The following is a 14,824-nucleotide window of genomic DNA, read 5'->3' on the forward strand; positions in this document are numbered from 1 at the left end:
CCTATACACGTTGCAGGGCAACGTTACTCAGTGTCGCCAGACAGAATCAAGGAGTATCCGGATGCCGGAAGACATCGGGTCGACCGTGCCGCGTCGACAGCTCGGTCGGCTGCTGCGCCAGTTCCGCACCGAGGCGGGCGTGACTCTCGACGCCGCCGCCGAGGCACTCGAATACAGCCGGCAGAAGATCTGGCGTATCGAGTCCGGGATGGGATCGGTCCGGGTGCTCGACGTCAAGGCGATGTGCGAGCTGTACGGGGTGTCGTCGGAGATGACCGAGACGATGCGGGCGCTGGCCGTCGAGACCCGTTCCAAGGGCTGGTGGCACACGTACGGCGACGTGGTGCCGAGTTGGTTCGAGCTGTACGTCGGCCTGGAGTCCGCCGCCGACCAGCTGCGCTGTCACGAGGAGTCGCTGATCCCCGACCTGTTCCAGACCCGCGAGTACGCGCAGGAAATCCACCGACTCAACCGGCCACAGGCGAGCGAGGAGGAACGGGGGCGTGCGGTCGAGTTCCGCATGCACCGGCAGTCACTGTTGGCCCGTGCCACGCCCGCCGCGCCCCGGGTGCGACAGATCCTCTCCGAGGCGGTGCTACGGCGTGTCGTCGGCGGGTCGGCGCCGATGACGATGCAACTCCAGCGGCTCATCGACATCGGCGCCCTGCCCAACGTGTCCATCCGCGTCCTCCCGCTGGCCGCCGGGCCGCCACCGGGCGCGGCGGCCGGCTCCTTCGTGATCCTGGACTTCCCGGCGGCCCGGGGCGGCCGGACCGCGGCCGAACCGTCGGTGGTCTACAGCGAGTCGCTCACCGGCGCGTTCTACCTCGACAAGCCCGACGACCTGGCCGCCTACGAGCAGACCTGGCAGGGCATCGACCGGCTCGCGCTCGACGAGGGCGATTCCGTCGACCTGATGAAGAAGATCATCGGGGAACTGCGGCACGACTGAACGCCGCAACGGACGGCGACGACAGGCAGGGGCTGGGCACCGCTCGGCGGCGACCCGCCGGGCGGCAGCCGGGCGAGGGGCGGCAGCGAGCGGTGCGCCTCGGGCGCCGTCGGACGGGGGACAGCTTGCGCGATCAGAGCCGCTTTTCGAAGCAGAGCTGGTTGTACGGCGACGGGCTGTAGGAAGCGACCTCCTGGTATCCGCTGCCTCGGTACAGCGCGATCGCCTCGCCGAGCGAGCGGTGGGTCCCCAGCCGGACGGTGCCCACGCCGTGCGCGACGGCGTCGGCTTCCAGGCGTTCCAGGAGGCGTCGGCCCAGGCCGAGACCCCGGCAGGTGGCGTCGGTCCACAGGTGGCGGATCTCCCCGACACCGGGGGCCAGTCGGACCCACGCCCCGCACCCGGCGGGTCTGCCGTGCTCGCGGGCGAGCAGGAGGCTCCCGTCCAGGTCCTCGGGCGGGGTCAACGTCGCCTCGTCGTACCCTTCCGGGAAGCGTTCGGCCAGCTCGGCTGCGTAACGGCGCAGGCACCACCAGGCCTGCGGGTCGTCCGCCGCGACCGGGGTGATCGTGACCGTCGCCAGCCGGAGCAGCCGCCGGATCTGTTGCTGGGCGGCCACCAGCTCCTCCTGCTGGCCTGGACTGAGCTCGCCGAGCAGGGCGGCGGCACCGGCACGAGACCGGTCGTCGAGGACCCCGCGTTCCCGTCGGCCGGCATCGGTGAGTTCGGCGATCCGGGCCCGACCGTCGGCGGGGTGCGGGACGACGCGCACCAGGCCCTGCTCCTCGAGGGACCGGAGCAGCCGGCTCAGATAGCCGGTGTCGAGACCGAGGCGGTCGCGCAGCTCGCGAACGGCAGCGCGGTCCCCGATCTCCCAGAGCAGCCGGGACGGCCCGAGTGGGCGGTCGAGGCCGAGGTAGTGATCGGTGAGCAGGCCCAAGCGCTCGGTGTAGAAGCGGTTGAAGTCGCGTACCCGCTCGATCAGGTCAGTCTCCACTCCGTCGAGATTATCTGACCGGGGTCAGACAATTGTCGGGCGCGCGGATGTCCACGACCCGCAGCCGTCGGCGCGTTCGCCGGACGACCCGCCGACGATCGGGTGACGGCCCCGGCGACCCGGCAACGCTGACCACGACCCCGCCTACGGTGAGCACTGAGTTCCGATCAGGGCAGGAGTAGCAGGTGGGATCCGAGCAGCAGAACCTGGAGCTGATGCAGACGCTCGACGACGCGTGGAACGCCCAGGACGTGGACACGTTCCAGAGCCGTCACCACGAGAACGTGGTGGTGCGGTGGCCCGGCAAACCGGCAACGCGCGGTCAACACGATCACGTCACCGAGTCGCTCGCGGTGTTCCGGGCGTTCCCCGACCAGCACCTGGACAACCGGCCGTACAAGGTGCTGTTCGGCTCGGGTGACTGGACCTGCTCGATCGCCCGTTGGACCGGCACCATGACCGGGCCGATGCCGGGCCCGGACGGCAAGGAGATCCCTCCCACCGGCAAGTCGTTCGAGATCGACTTCTGCACCGTGGCCCGCTGGGCCGAGGGGCGGATCGCCGAAGAGAACCTCTTCTACGACCTCACCACCTTCATGAAGCAGCTCGGACTCGCCTGACGACCCAACCCGTGGTGTCCGGACCCTGACCACCGCACCACCACAATCAGGCTGGCGAGCGGCGCGCGGTGTGTCTGATGGGGAGCACGCCCCCGAGTAACCGAGGTTCCGCGCGTCCCGCCTCCCCGCTTTCGCGACCGGGTCACCCGACCCCGACCGCGCACCGACGCGGCACCCGTACGGCTGGATCCCGGCGCGACCACCCACGCCGTCGCGTGCAAGTGACCGCTGCCCGGAGCAGCGACCCGCCAGCAGCGCTTCCGATAGAGTCACCTCACATCGACTCATATCGAAATGGATGACCATGGGCCTGTTGACCAGGGTTGCCGTCGGCGCGGCGGTCACCGCACTGGGCGTCACGATGAGCGCCGTCCCGGCAGCCGCCTCCTCGCTGACCGTCAGTGGTTACTGCGAGGCTGATTTCGGCTTCGGTGCGACGCGGGATTTCGAGTGTTCCGCGTCGGCTTCCGGCGGCACCGGCAGTTACTCCTACTCGTGGCGGTCACTGACGCCGAACGCGGTGTTCCTGCTCAGTCAGGGCCCGCTGGGCGACGGGTACTGCTGGGCGTACACGGACAACGTGGTACGGGTGACGGTGACCAGCAGCGGGGAGACCGCCAGCGCGGACGTGCGGTTCCACTGCCCCTCCAGCCGGCACTGATCCCGCCATCGCACGCAGGCCCGGCCACGGCGCCCAGCAGCCGAGCATCATCGGCGCGTCGACAAGCCAACGATTTTTGTACTGGCCTCGCCGACCACTTTGTAACACCTCATGGGAATTCCACGAAAATAGCAATTGACCTCTGGTTTTAGTAGGGTCGAGGCCGCGATCGCAATGACTGATTGCCCGCTCCCCCTCCTGTCCGGGTGCCAGTTCCGCGTTCCACCGATGGCGTCCGCATGTAATAAGAATTGACACGAGAAGGAGCCGATGCCCATGACCGAGGACACCGGATCCACCGTCCCCCGACGACAGCTCGGACGAGCCCTCAAAGAGCTACGCATCGAAGCGCAGATGACCCTGGACGGCGTGGCCGAGGCACTCCACTGCAGCCGGCAGAAGATGTGGCGCATCGAAGCCGGCCTCGGCCCGGTCCGCCCGCTCGACGTCCGCTTCATGTGCGATCTGTACGGAACCACCCGCGAACTCTCCGACGCCCTCACCAACCTCGCCGCCGAGACCAAGGCCAAGGGCTGGTGGCACTCGTACGGCAACGCCGTCCCCGACTGGTTCGAGCTGTACGTCGGCCTCGAACAAGCCGCCTCCCACCTCCGTGAACACGACGACACCCTGATCCCCGGGCTACTCCAGACTCCGGAATACACCCGAGGCGTGTACCAGCACCGGCCCAACATGCCTGTAGACGAGTTGGAACGGGTCTTGGAAGTCCGACGGCGACGGCAGGAGATCCTGATACGCCGGCTCCCCAAAGCGCCACGGCTGGAGTGGATCCTGTCCGAAGCCGTCCTGCTCCGACGTGTCGGCGGGGCTGCGGTGATGGCAGGTCAACTGGCCCACCTTCTCAAGCGCACCGAACTGCCCAACGTGTCGATCCGTGTCCTTCCGCTCTCCGCAGGGGCGCACAACGGAGCGCTCGCAGGAGCTTTCGTGATGTTGGAGTTTCCGGTGGGCAAGCGCACGGCACCGGACCCACCGGTCGTGTACTGCGAGTCCGTGACGGGCGCGCTGTACCTGGACCGTCCGGAAGAGTTCGCGGCCTACGAGAACATCTGGACGAGCCTGGATGCCCTGGCCTTGGATGAGCAACAATCAAGACAGCTGATCACGAAGATCGCGGAGGAAGTCCATCATGGCTGAGGATCTAGCGGAGGCTCAGTGGTGCAAGAGCACCCGCAGCGGCGACAACAACGGTAACTGCGTCGAGGTCGCCACCAATCTGCCCGGCATCGTCGCCGTACGCGACAGCAAGGACCCCGCTGGCGGGGTCCTCACGTTCCCCACCCCAACCTGGGCAGCCTTCACCCGCGCAGTTCGCTGATACCTGACCGCGCGACTTCCGCAGGTGGTTCGCGGCCGATGCTCCGAACAGGAGCTCGTTTACGGCCGGCGGAATCAGCTCGGCCGGATCCGTCGATCATGGAGTTGGGGCACCCACCAAACCTCCACAAAAGCCGCGAATCGTGCGCCACAACTCCATGATCGACGCGGTGGGCGTCACGGCGTCACGGCGTCAGGGCGTCAGGGCGTCAGGGCCAACCTGCTCAGCAGGACGAAAAGGGCTCGCTCTGGTCTCCCTGTTCGGACGAGGATGTCTCCAGTGAGCAACACACCGCAACTCGGTCCCGTCCCCCAACGCATCACCGTCGACGCGGAACAGGTGCACCGGCTTGTCGCCGACCAGTTCCCTCAGTGGGCCGACCTCCCGGTGCAGCCCGTGGCCAACGGTGGCTGGGACAACTGGACCTTCCACCTCGGCTCGCACAAGTTGGTGCGCCTGCCCAGCGCATCCGAGTACGCCGAGGCGGTCGACAAGGAACACACGTGGCTTCCGGTGCTCGCCCCCGAACTCCCGCTGCCCATCCCCACTCCACTGGCGAAAGGCGAACCCGACGCGGGCTACCCCTACCCGTGGTCGATCTACCAATGGCTCCAGGGCGAGCCCGCGAGCGCGGACCGCATCACCGATCCCGGCCGATTCGCGCTCGACCTGGCCGAGTTCCTCGTGGCCCTGCAGAGCGTCGACACCACTGGCGGCCCCCGCCCCGGACAGCACAACTGGTACCGGGGCGGCACGCTGCGCACCTACGACGGGACAGCCCAACGCGCGCTCACGGCACTCGACGGCCACGTCGACGTCACCCTGGCCCGCGAGATCTGGAAGTGCGCGCTGGACGCGCGCTGGGACGGCGTGGAGAGCTGGTTCCACGGTGACATCGCACAGGGGAATCTCCTGCTCCACGACGGGGAGCTGGCAGCCGTCATCGACTTCGGGACATGCGGCGTCGGCGATCCGGCCTGTGACCTGGCAGTCGCATGGACACTGCTGACCGCCGACGGCCGGCAGGCCTTCCGGGAACGGCTGTCCGTCGACGATGCGACCTGGGCGCGCGGGCGCGGCTGGGCACTCTGGAAGACGCTCGTCACCTGCGCCCAGACCGTGGGCGATGCCGACGACTCAGCCGCTGGCGCCCTCCGCGTCCTCAACGAGATCTTCTCTGAGTACGCGGCCGACGCCGTCACCCCGGCCCTGCCATGAACAGCCACCGCACCCCGGCAGGCGCCCCGTCCCTCGGGGTGGCCGACGACCGCACCGGCCTTTGACTCAGGTCAGGACGAAGACGGCCAGCAGGCCGAGGGACAGCACCGTCCCGACGAGCCCGAGGAGCACCGCCGCCACGCCGACCCCGTGACTGCCGTTGCTCCTGAGCGACAGCGCACCCAGGATGGCCCCGGGGACGGCGAGAAGGCCACCCACGCCGGCACAGAACGCCATCGGAACGGACGTCACGCTCAGTGCCAGCGCCACAGCCGCCATCGTCCCGCCGTGGGGACGTGGCGGCGGTACGACGACCGGCGGCGTCGGCGACCACCGAAACTGGTGGGGCAGGTCCCCCACCTGCGCGGAGAGGTCACCGACCGTCACCGCCCGGTGGGTCGCGATCGTCCGTCTGTCGAACTCCGCGAGGTCGAGATAGCCCTCCGCCAGCGCGCTGGCCAGCAGCTCGGCGACAGCGGTGCGCTGGTGGGTGCCCACCCGCTCGCGGAGGTTCACCGACGCGCCACCGTACCTGGCCATCGGCCAGTGCGGGGGACGTGGCGGAGCGGCCGGCCGCTGGTGCCGCAGGCCGACATCTCGGGGGGCGGAGGCGGGGAAACGGGGTTCGACGTCCGGCATGTCGACCATGATGGTGCACCCGGTCCACTCCCCGACCCGCGTCGACGCTGAGGTCAGGGCCAGTCGATCCGCAGCGGCTGCCCGACGAAGTGCCCGTACGGCCCGAACGCCTCCTCGACGCGGGCCCGCTCCGCCGGGTCGAGGTCGACCAGCGGCGTCACGCGCACCACCGTCTGCTTCCGTCCGACGGTGCGTTTCCAGGTGGCCACCACCCGGCCGGAGCGGACCACCGTCGACTGGAACACCCCGTTGCCGCCGGGGATGATCGCCGACAGGTGCTCCCGGTCGACCATCAGCGACCGGTCCTTGAAACCGAGCAGGTACTCGTCGAAGCCGGGCAGGGTCCACCAGTCGTCGGCCGGGGATGGGGGGCCGGCATCGCGTAGCTCGGGCGTCATGATCATCTCGACGTCGTCGACCCGGACGGTGGTCAGGGCGTCGCCGGCCGCCGCGATGCCCCGTCGGGCGTCGGCGGCGGTCAGTCCGGTCCAGCCGGCGAAGTCCTGCCGGGTGGTGGGACCGTGGCTGCGGAAGTAACGCAGCGCGATGGTGGCCAGCGCCTCGTCCCGCTCCGGCCGGTGCGGATCGGGCACCCACTCGTCGAGTAGCACGAACGTCTGCTCGGTGCCGACGTGCGGGGCGATGCAGAGCACGCCGCGCTGGCTGGCGTACCAGAGCAGGTGGTAGAGGAGCTGCCCGGCGCAGTCGACGCCGGCCTCGGCGAGCGCCTGGCGGCACTCGTCGCGGGTGAACCGGCCACCACCGGCCAGCGCCGCGCCGAGCACCTCCACGGCCCGGTCGGCGGTCTGCTCGCTCAGCCCCAGGACCTCCCGGCGTCGCGCCGCGCCGGCCAGCGCCCGCTCCCCCAGCACCGCCAGCATCCAGTGCGCGTCCCGGGACGGCACCAGATGCACCGTCCCGCGCATCGGCCAGGTGCGCAGCGCCTCGCGCCGTTCCAGCGCCGCCTGCACGTCGCCGACGGTGGAGCCGGGCAGCCGTACGCCGAGCGACCAGAGGCCGCTGGCCACGTCCTGGGCCTGCATCGCGCCGAACCACTCGACCACCCCGGCGACGTCACGCGGCGGGGTCACCTGCCCGGGACGCAGCAGCAGGCTGGCCATCCGCCAGGCGAGCGCGTCCCGCGTGCTGAACTCCACCGTCGTCCCCCCACCGTGCATGGACCGCCCCTGTCACTCCATGTGTAACGCAGGGGTCCGACACTGATCACGGCTGCGGCCGTTCTGCCGTCGTCTCCCCGACCAGCCTGCGACACGCGGGCCCTCCGTCGGGGCGGGGCCTACCGGCCGGGGGTGGACATGCCGGGACGCCCGGCGGCCAGGCAGGCCAGCGCCTGCGACCGGTGGTCGAAGACGAGGAAGACCGACTCCAGCCGCATCGTGTGCAGCACGGTGAGGACGAACCGGGAGGGCGCCACCAGGCAGAACGACCGGCCCTGCTGCCGGGCCTCACGGTGGGCGCGGACCAGCAGGCCGAGCCCGGTGGAGTCGAGCATCCCGACCCGGCACAGGTCGAGCACGACGTCCCGTTCCCCGGCGAGCGCGGCGGCGAGCGCCTCCCGCAGGATGTCCGCCACCAGCACGTCGATGTCGCCGCTGGGCGTGAGCACGACCGCCTCGGGCAGCTCCTCGGCGTCCACCCGCCAGGCTCCCGGCCCGGCCGGCGCGCCCACCGGCGCGTCGGCGTCGGGAGGCGGCGCGACCAGGGACGCGGCGGTGCAACCGGAACAGCGGTGCGGACCCAGCGCGAAGGGCGACCCCTCCCAGCCGTGCTGGTTGAGCACCGTCCAGACCACCTCGGGCTCGGGGAGGACCGCGGGGACCGCCTCGACCGAGTCGCCGCACCGGTCGCAGATCAGGTCGATGGTGCCGGAGCGCAGTCCGGGTACCACGGTCATGCCGACACCTCCGGGAAACGGATCCGGGCGGGGCGCCGGCGGCCGGGCATCGGTGCGGGCCTCACCGCGTGCGGACGGGAGCGGTGGCGCGGGCCCGGACCGGCGGGCCCGGGACGGCGGTGGCGGACGACGGGACTCCGGCGGCAGGGGCGACCTCGGAGACGGTCGGGGCGACCTCGGAGACGGTCGGGGCGCTGGCGCCCATGCCGGTACTGCCGGTGCCGGTGGCGGTGCCTGTGCCTGTGCCTGTGCCTGTGCCTGTGCCTGGAGCGTCGGCCGGGTCCGGCGCGGTGACGACGTGGAACACCTGGTCGACCCGGGCGACCTGGAGCAGCCGCCGGATCCGGGGCGACGGCGAGCGCAGGAGGAGCGCTCCGCCGAGTCGCCACATCCGCCGGTGCGTGTCGAGCAGCAGCCCGATGCCGGCGGCGTCGACGTGCGCGCACGCCGCCAGGTCGATGGTCAGCCGGGCCGGCCGCCGGGCGACCACCGCGTCGATCACCGGGCCCAGGCTCCGCACCCCGGACAGGTCGAGCGGTCCGGTGACGGTGATCTCCGCCTGCTCCGTGCCGGGGTCGCCCACCGCGCCCCGCCCGTTCCCGTCCACCGCACCTCCCGATGCTCGTCGCAGGTCAGCCACGGCCCAGCCTTACCGGGGGGTGTGGCGGTCCTCTCCCGAACATGTGACGGATCGATGACAAACACCGTCGCGGCCGGTCCGCGCCCCCGGCCGGTTTGCGGTCGACCGGGTCGGACGGGTCATGATGGCGGCATGACCGGAGTGCTGGTGATCGAGGACGACGACCGGATCCGGCTGTCCCTGGTGCTGGCGCTGGAGGACGAGGGGTACACCGTGCGCGGGACCGCCACCGCCGAGGAGGGGCTGCGCGCCCAGCGCGCCGAACCCGCCGACACGGTCCTGGTGGACCTGATGCTGCCCGGGGTGGACGGCTTCGAGTGCATCCGGGAGATCCGCCGCTCCGACGACGTGCCCATCGTCGTGGTCAGCGCGCGGGACGACACCCACGACATCGTCGCCGCGTTGGAGGCCGGCGCCGACGACTACCTGGTCAAGCCGGTCGCCATCAAGGAGCTGACCGCCCGCCTGCGCGCCCTGCGCCGACGCGCGCGGGCCACCGCCGGACTCACCCCGACCGTCCCGACGCTCGTCTTCGGCGAGCTGGAGATCCGGCCCGACGGTGGCGAGGTCCGGGTCGGCGGCGATCCGGTGGCGGTCACCCGCACCGAGTTCCGACTGCTCTGCGAGCTGGCGCAGCACCCCGGTCGGGTGTTGTCCCGGCAGCAGCTGCTGGAGCGGGTCTGGGGTTACACGGTGGGTGACGAACGCCTGGTCGACGTGCACGTGGGCCGGCTGCGGCAGAAGATCGAGCGGGACACCGCCATGCCCCGGCACCTGGTCACCGTCCGTGGGCTCGGCTACAAGTTGCAGAGATGAGACGGGCCGGACTGCGTACCCGGGTGGCCGCCGGCTTCGCCGCTGGCGCGCTGGCCCTGTCCACGTCCATCGCGCTGGCGTCGTACCAGCTCACCCGCGGTTCGCTGCTGGCCGAGCGGGAACGTACCGCGGTGCGGGCCGCCTACTTCGACGCCGCGATCGTGCAGGCCGGCCTGACCGGTGACCGGCCGGACATCATCGAGGTGCTGCGTTCCCTGGACACCGGCGGGGACCGCCGGGCCGTGCTGCGCCGCGACGGCGTCTGGTACGCCCGCAACGTCGACGCCGGGGTCACCACGGGCATCCCGGCACGGATGCAGGAGTTGGTGGCCGGCGGCACCCCGGCGGTGCAGCGGATCCGCGCCGACGGGCAGCCGGCGGTGGTGGTCGGGGTGCCGCTCTCCCCCACGACCGCCTTCTACGAGGTCGACTCGTTGCAGGAGCTGGAGGTGACCCTGCGCACGGTGGCCCTGGTGCTGACCGCCGTCGCGGTCACCACGGCCGTGGCCGGGGCCGGGGTCGGCTGGCAGATGACCCGATACGTGCTGCGACCGCTGCGCTCGGTCAGTGACGCGGCGGAGGAGATCACCGCCGGTGACCTGAGCGCGCGGCTGGACCCGGCGACCGAGCCGGACCTGGCCCGGCTCACCACCTCGTTCAACCACATGGTGGACCAGCTGTCCCGACGGCTGGAACGGGACCGCCGGTTCGCCGCCGACGTCAGCCACGAACTCCGGTCGCCGTTGCAGACGCTCTCCGCCGCGGCCAGCGTCCTCCATCGGCGGCGCAACCACCTCGACGACCGGACGCGGACCGCGACGGACCTGGTCACCGACGAGATAGTCCGCTTCCAGACCCTCGTCAACGACCTGCTCGAACTCGCCCGCAGCGACCAGCCGGCCGAGCGGACGCCGGTGGCCGTCGGCGACCTCGCCCGGCAGGTGTGCCGGGGCCGGGGCCTGCCCGAGACGCTGGTCGGCGTCACCGGGCCGGGCACCTGGCTGGTCGACCGGCGGCGGTTCGAGCAGCTGCTGGGCAACCTGGTGGACAACGCGGTACGCCACGGCGGCGGCCCCTGCGCGGTCCGCCTCACCGCCGAGAGGAGGACGTACCGGGTCGAGGTGGACGACGAAGGGCCGGGCGTCGACCCGCAGGACCGGGCACTGGTCTTCGACCGGTTCGTCCGCGGGCGCGGGGCCAACGCCCGGGGCGGCGGCGACGGCACCGGTCTGGGGTTGGCGCTGGTGGCCCAGCACGCCGCCGCGCACGGTGGGCGGGCGTACGTGGTGGACCGGCCGGGTGGTGGCGCCCGGTTCCGGGTGGACCTGCGGGAGCCCCGGTGCTGAGCGGCGACGCGCGGCGGCCTGACCCCGGTGGGACGGGGTGGCCGCTCCGGGCGGCCCTGGTCGCCGCGACCGGGTTGCTCGCCCTGGCCGGATGCGGGGTCTCCGCCGAGCGGGTGCCCCGCGAGGTGACCCCGCCGCACGGACCGTTCCCGGCGGCGACGCCCGGAACGGCGGCCACCGAGAGCGGCACCGTCGTCCAGCGGCTCTGCTACGTCCGGGACGACACGCTGGTGGTGGTCGACCGTCGCGTCCGCACCCTGCCGACACCCCGGGAGCAGATCGGGCTGCTGGTGGACGGGCCGGTCGCCACCGAGCAGGAGGACCGGCTGACCAGCGCCCTGACCGGGGTGAACGTGGTCACCGACGTACGGGTGGCCGGCGGCGAGGCGACGGTGGCCGTCGGTGAGCGGCTGGCCGGCACCGGACGCAACGACGAGGTGCTCGCCTTCGGGCAGATCGTCTGCACCCTGACCGGTCGCGCCGACGTGGACCGGGTCACCTTCGTGCAGGGCGGCCAGCGGCTCGGGGTGCCCCGGGCCGACGGCTCGCTCTCCACCGGCCCGCTCACCGCCGCCGACTACGCGGCCATGGTCTCCCCACGCTGACCGGGGGCGGGGTGGGTCGCCGCCCACCCCGCCCGTGCGGTCGCTACAGCGTCCGGGCGAGCCGGTCGGCGAGAATGCGGGTGAACCGGGACGGGTCGGCGAGTTCGCCGCCCTCGGCGAGCAGCGCCATGCCGTGCAGCAGCTCGGCCGTCTCGGTCAGCATCTCCTTGTCCCCGTCCTGCTCGTATGCCTGGCGCAGCCCGGTGACGAGCGGGTGGGTGGGGTTCAGCTCCAGGATCCGCTTGACCGGCGGGACGTCCTGCCCCATCGCCCGGTACATCTTCTCCAGGGTCGGGGTCATGTCGTGCGCGTCGCCGACGATGCAGGCCGGGGAGGTGGTCAGGCGGGACGAGAGACGGACCTCCCGCACCTGGTCGGCCAGCTGCTCGCCCAGCCAGGTCAGCAGCGCCTCGAAGTCCTTGCGCTGCTGCTCCCGCTCCGGTTCGGCGTTCTTCTTCTCCTCCTCGGTGTCCAGGTCGACCTGCCCCTTGGCGATCGAGCGCAGCGGCCGACCGTCGAACTCGCCGACCCGCTCGACCCACACCTCGTCCACCGGGTCGGTCAGGACGAGCACCTCGTAGCCCCTGGCGCGGAACGCCTCCATGTGCGGCGAGTTCTCGATCATCGATCGGGACTCGCCGGTCATGTAGTAGATGTCGCCCTGGCCGTCCTTCATCCGCTCGACGTACTGCGCGAGGGTGGTCAGCTCGGTCTCGTCCCGGGTCGAGGCGAGCGAGGTGATCTCCAGCAGGGTGTCCCGGTTCTCGGTGTCGTCGATCAGCCCCTCCTTGACCGCGCGACCGAACTCGGTCCAGAAGGTGCGGTACCGGTCGGGGTGCTCGGTCATCATGCTCCGGACCGTGGTGAGCACCTTCTTGACCAGACGGCGACGGACCGCCCGGATCTGCCGGTCCTGCTGGAGGATCTCCCGGGAGATGTTCAGCGACAGGTCGTGGGCGTCCACCACACCCTTGACGAAGCGCAGGTAGTCCGGCATCAGCGCCTCGCAGTCGTCCATGATGAAGACGCGCTTGACGTAGAGCTGGACGCCGCGCTTCCCCTCCCGGGCGAACAGGTCGAACGGCGCGTGGGACGGCAGGAACAGCAGCGCCTCGTACTCGAAGGTGCCCTCGCCCCGCATGTGGATGGTCTCCAGCGGGTCGACCCAGTCGTGGCTGAGGTGCTTGTAGAACTCCTTGTACTCGGCCTCGTCGACCTCGCTGCGGGGCCGGGCCCAGAGCGCCTTCATCGAGTTGAGGGTCGCCACGTCGGTGGTCGTCTTCCCCTCGGCGTCGGTGCGCTCCGCCGTCATCCGGATCGGCCAGGCGATGAAGTCGGAGTACCGCTTGACGATCTCCCGGATCTTCCAGTCGGCGGTGTAGTCGAAGAGGTTGTCCTCGCTGTCCTCCGGCTTGAGGTACACGATGACCGAGGTGCCCTGCGGGGCGTCGTCGACCGCCTCGATGGTGTAGGTGCCCTCGCCGGTGGACTCCCACCGGGTGCCGCCGGCCTCCCCGGCCCGGCGGGTGACCAGCTCCACCCGGTCGGCGACCATGAACGTGGCGTAGAAGCCCACCCCGAACTGGCCGATCAGGTCCTGCGAGGCGGAGGCGTCCTTCGACTCCCGCAGCTTCCGCAGCAGTTCGGCCGTACCGGACTTGGCGATCGTGCCGATCAGCGTGACCACGTCGTCGCGGGACATGCCGATGCCGTTGTCCCGGACGGTCAGCGTCCGCTTCTCCCGGTCGACCTCGATGGCGATGTGCAGGTCGGAGGTGTCGACGTCGAGGTCCTTGTCGACCATCGACTCCAACCGCAGCTTGTCCAGCGCGTCGGACGCGTTCGAGACGAGCTCCCGCAGGAAGACGTCCTTGTTCGAGTAGATCGAGTGGACCATCAGCTGAAGCAGCTGACGCGCCTCGGCCTGGAACTCGCGCGTCTCGACCCCGTTGCTCACGGGCGACTCCTTTCCGTGCCAGATGGTGTCGCCGGACAGGATACGAGCCGGGCGGCCGGAACCCCGGCAGGGGCGACCACCGACGCGCGGCTCAGCAGGTGGGGGGCCGCGCAGACCCCGACGGCGCTGTCAGCGGCGACTGTTACGGTGCCGTCGCCGTGGATCTGCGAGCCGGAGGTTGGCGTGACCATCAGTACCAATGTGACGACGTTCGACGGTCTGCCGGTCGTCCGCTTCGACCGCGAGGCGGAGTTGCCAGCCGACCCGTCGATGGTGGCCTGGCGGGTGGAGGCCCCCAGGTACGACTCGCCGCCGGAGGAGTTGGCGGCGGAACTGGACGCGCTGCTGTCACGGGTGCCGGCCGACGCGATCCGGGCCCTGGTCGTCGGCCCGTGGGGCGACGCCTACGACAGGCCGGCCCCGGTCGAGCTGCTGGTTTCCCTGGCGCCCCGGTTGACCGGGCTGCGCGCCCTCTTCCTCGGGGAGATGACCTTCGAGGAGTGCGAGATCTCCTGGATCCGGCACGGTGACGTGACGGGGTTGCTGGAGGCGTACCCGGCGCTGGAGGTGCTGCGGGTGCGCGGCGCGGAAGGGCTGGCGCTCAAGCCGGTGCGGCACGAGGCCCTTCGCGAGCTGGCGTTCGAGTCCGGTGGCCTGCCGGCGACGGTGGTCCGGGCCGTCGGCGACTGCGACCTGCCGGCCCTGACCCACCTGGAGCTGTGGCTCGGCGTGGAGGACTACGGCGCTGACGCGACCGTGGAAGACCTCGCCCCGGTGCTGGGCGGCGAGCGACTGCCCGCCCTGCGGCACCTGGCGCTCTGCAACGCCGGGATCGCCGACGAGGTCGCCGCCGCCGTGGCCACCGCGCCGGTCGTGGCCCGGCTGGAGGTGCTCGACCTGTCCCGGGGCGTCATGACCGACGCCGGGCTCGACGCGCTGCTCGCCGGGCAGCCGCTGACCCACCTGCGGCAGCTCGACCTCTACCACCACTATCTCTCCGAGGAGGCCGCCCAGCGGGCCGTCGCGCAGCTCCCCGGGGTGCGGGTGGACGTCTCCGACCCGCAGGAGGCCGACGAGGACGGCGACGAGGTGTACCGCTACACCGCCGTCGGGGAGTAG

Annotated in this window: 16 protein-coding genes; 10 read left to right on the top strand and 6 right to left on the bottom strand. The window is 71.3% G+C overall.

Annotated elements, in window-relative coordinates; all coding sequences use genetic code 11:
• Nucleotides 1–61 precede the first annotated feature (61 nt).
• Nucleotides 62–952, top strand: coding sequence for a helix-turn-helix domain-containing protein (locus IGA62_RS29140; protein WP_145817451.1), 891 nt, complete (start codon nt 62–64; stop codon nt 950–952).
• A 133-nt stretch (nt 953–1,085) separates the two neighbouring features.
• On the opposite strand, the gene IGA62_RS29145 is transcribed toward IGA62_RS29140, so the two are convergent.
• Entirely contained in the window at nt 1,086–1,949 is an 864-nt protein-coding gene (locus tag IGA62_RS29145; protein ID WP_145817449.1) for a MarR family winged helix-turn-helix transcriptional regulator, read from the bottom strand.
• A gap of 185 nt (nt 1,950–2,134) precedes the next feature.
• On the opposite strand from IGA62_RS29145, the gene IGA62_RS29150 reads away from it, so the two are divergent.
• From IGA62_RS29150 to IGA62_RS29170, 5 genes are all read left to right on the top strand, one after another.
• Nucleotides 2,135–2,569 (top strand): ester cyclase, encoded by a 435-nt coding sequence (locus tag IGA62_RS29150; protein ID WP_145817446.1) that lies wholly within the window; start codon nt 2,135–2,137, stop codon nt 2,567–2,569.
• 313 nt (nt 2,570–2,882) lie between these two features.
• Nucleotides 2,883–3,230, top strand: coding sequence for a hypothetical protein (locus tag IGA62_RS29155; protein WP_145817444.1), 348 nt, complete (start codon nt 2,883–2,885; stop codon nt 3,228–3,230).
• 276 nt (nt 3,231–3,506) lie between these two features.
• A complete protein-coding gene (locus IGA62_RS29160) occupies nt 3,507–4,388 on the top strand; it encodes a helix-turn-helix domain-containing protein (protein WP_145817442.1) in 882 nt (293 codons plus the stop codon).
• On the top strand, nt 4,381–4,569 hold the full coding sequence (locus IGA62_RS29165; protein ID WP_145817440.1) for a DUF397 domain-containing protein: 189 nt from the start codon (nt 4,381–4,383) through the stop codon (nt 4,567–4,569). Before IGA62_RS29160 ends, IGA62_RS29165 begins: the two co-directional genes overlap by 8 nt.
• Nucleotides 4,570–4,839: 270 nt before the next feature.
• Nucleotides 4,840–5,787 carry an aminoglycoside phosphotransferase family protein gene (locus tag IGA62_RS29170; protein ID WP_145817439.1) on the top strand — a complete coding sequence of 316 codons (948 nt, stop codon included), beginning with the start codon at nt 4,840–4,842 and terminating at the stop codon, nt 5,785–5,787.
• 66 nt (nt 5,788–5,853) lie between these two features.
• Here the strand turns inward: IGA62_RS29170 and IGA62_RS29175 are convergent, their stop codons facing one another.
• The 4 genes from IGA62_RS29175 to IGA62_RS30455 form a co-directional block, all read right to left on the bottom strand.
• The gene (locus IGA62_RS29175; protein ID WP_186499814.1) at nt 5,854–6,426 is read right to left on the bottom strand and encodes a DUF1707 SHOCT-like domain-containing protein; all 573 of its coding nucleotides are present in this window, start codon (nt 6,424–6,426) and stop codon (nt 5,854–5,856) included.
• 53 nt (nt 6,427–6,479) lie between these two features.
• Nucleotides 6,480–7,604 (bottom strand): winged helix DNA-binding domain-containing protein, encoded by a 1,125-nt coding sequence (locus IGA62_RS29180; RefSeq protein WP_332838453.1) that lies wholly within the window; start codon nt 7,602–7,604, stop codon nt 6,480–6,482.
• Between the two features lie 119 nt (nt 7,605–7,723).
• Nucleotides 7,724–8,341, bottom strand: coding sequence for an STAS domain-containing protein (locus IGA62_RS29185; protein ID WP_145817435.1), 618 nt, complete (start codon nt 8,339–8,341; stop codon nt 7,724–7,726).
• A gap of 61 nt (nt 8,342–8,402) precedes the next feature.
• Complete coding sequence (locus IGA62_RS30455; protein ID WP_232624818.1) at nt 8,403–8,948, bottom strand: STAS domain-containing protein; 546 nt, start codon at nt 8,946–8,948, stop codon at nt 8,403–8,405.
• Between the two features lie 165 nt (nt 8,949–9,113).
• Here IGA62_RS30455 and IGA62_RS29195 point away from each other — a divergent pair, with 165 nt between their 5' ends.
• From IGA62_RS29195 to IGA62_RS29205, 3 genes are read left to right on the top strand one after another with little or no spacing between them, the layout of a single operon-like run.
• Entirely contained in the window at nt 9,114–9,797 is a 684-nt protein-coding gene (locus tag IGA62_RS29195; RefSeq protein WP_145817433.1) for a response regulator transcription factor, read from the top strand.
• The gene (locus IGA62_RS29200; protein ID WP_145817431.1) at nt 9,794–11,143 is read left to right on the top strand and encodes a sensor histidine kinase; all 1,350 of its coding nucleotides are present in this window, start codon (nt 9,794–9,796) and stop codon (nt 11,141–11,143) included. Before IGA62_RS29195 ends, IGA62_RS29200 begins: the two co-directional genes overlap by 4 nt.
• On the top strand, nt 11,140–11,748 hold the full coding sequence (locus IGA62_RS29205; RefSeq protein ID WP_186500248.1) for a GerMN domain-containing protein: 609 nt from the start codon (nt 11,140–11,142) through the stop codon (nt 11,746–11,748). Before IGA62_RS29200 ends, IGA62_RS29205 begins: the two co-directional genes overlap by 4 nt.
• 43 nt (nt 11,749–11,791) lie before the next feature.
• Here the strand turns inward: IGA62_RS29205 and htpG are convergent, their stop codons facing one another.
• Nucleotides 11,792–13,705 (bottom strand): molecular chaperone HtpG, encoded by a 1,914-nt coding sequence (gene htpG / locus IGA62_RS29210; RefSeq protein WP_145817429.1) that lies wholly within the window; start codon nt 13,703–13,705, stop codon nt 11,792–11,794.
• Nucleotides 13,706–13,888: 183 nt separating this feature from the next.
• Between htpG and IGA62_RS29215 the strand changes: the two genes are divergently transcribed.
• On the top strand, nt 13,889–14,824 hold the full coding sequence (locus tag IGA62_RS29215) for an STM4015 family protein (RefSeq protein ID WP_145817427.1): 936 nt from the start codon (nt 13,889–13,891) through the stop codon (nt 14,822–14,824).

Source organism: Micromonospora sagamiensis (assembly GCF_014680085.1).
GTDB lineage: Bacteria > Actinomycetota > Actinomycetes > Mycobacteriales > Micromonosporaceae > Micromonospora > Micromonospora inyonensis.

Bases quoted from the DNA above. Each gene is read 5' to 3' on its own strand.
- IGA62_RS29140 (WP_145817451.1), top strand. From the start codon at position 62: ATGCCGGAAGACATCGGGTCGACCGTGCCGCGTCGACAGCTCGGTCGG.
- IGA62_RS29160 (WP_145817442.1), top strand. From the start codon at position 3,507: ATGACCGAGGACACCGGATCCACCGTCCCCCGACGACAGCTCGGACGA.
- IGA62_RS29165 (WP_145817440.1), top strand. From the start codon at position 4,381: ATGGCTGAGGATCTAGCGGAGGCTCAGTGGTGCAAGAGCACCCGCAGC.
- IGA62_RS29170 (WP_145817439.1), top strand. From the start codon at position 4,840: ATGTCTCCAGTGAGCAACACACCGCAACTCGGTCCCGTCCCCCAACGC.
- IGA62_RS29175 (WP_186499814.1), bottom strand. From the start codon at position 6,426: ATGCCGGACGTCGAACCCCGTTTCCCCGCCTCCGCCCCCCGAGATGTC.
- IGA62_RS29180 (WP_332838453.1), bottom strand. From the start codon at position 7,604: ATGCACGGTGGGGGGACGACGGTGGAGTTCAGCACGCGGGACGCGCTC.
- IGA62_RS29185 (WP_145817435.1), bottom strand. From the start codon at position 8,341: ATGACCGTGGTACCCGGACTGCGCTCCGGCACCATCGACCTGATCTGC.
- IGA62_RS29195 (WP_145817433.1), top strand. From the start codon at position 9,114: ATGACCGGAGTGCTGGTGATCGAGGACGACGACCGGATCCGGCTGTCC.
- IGA62_RS29200 (WP_145817431.1), top strand. From the start codon at position 9,794: ATGAGACGGGCCGGACTGCGTACCCGGGTGGCCGCCGGCTTCGCCGCT.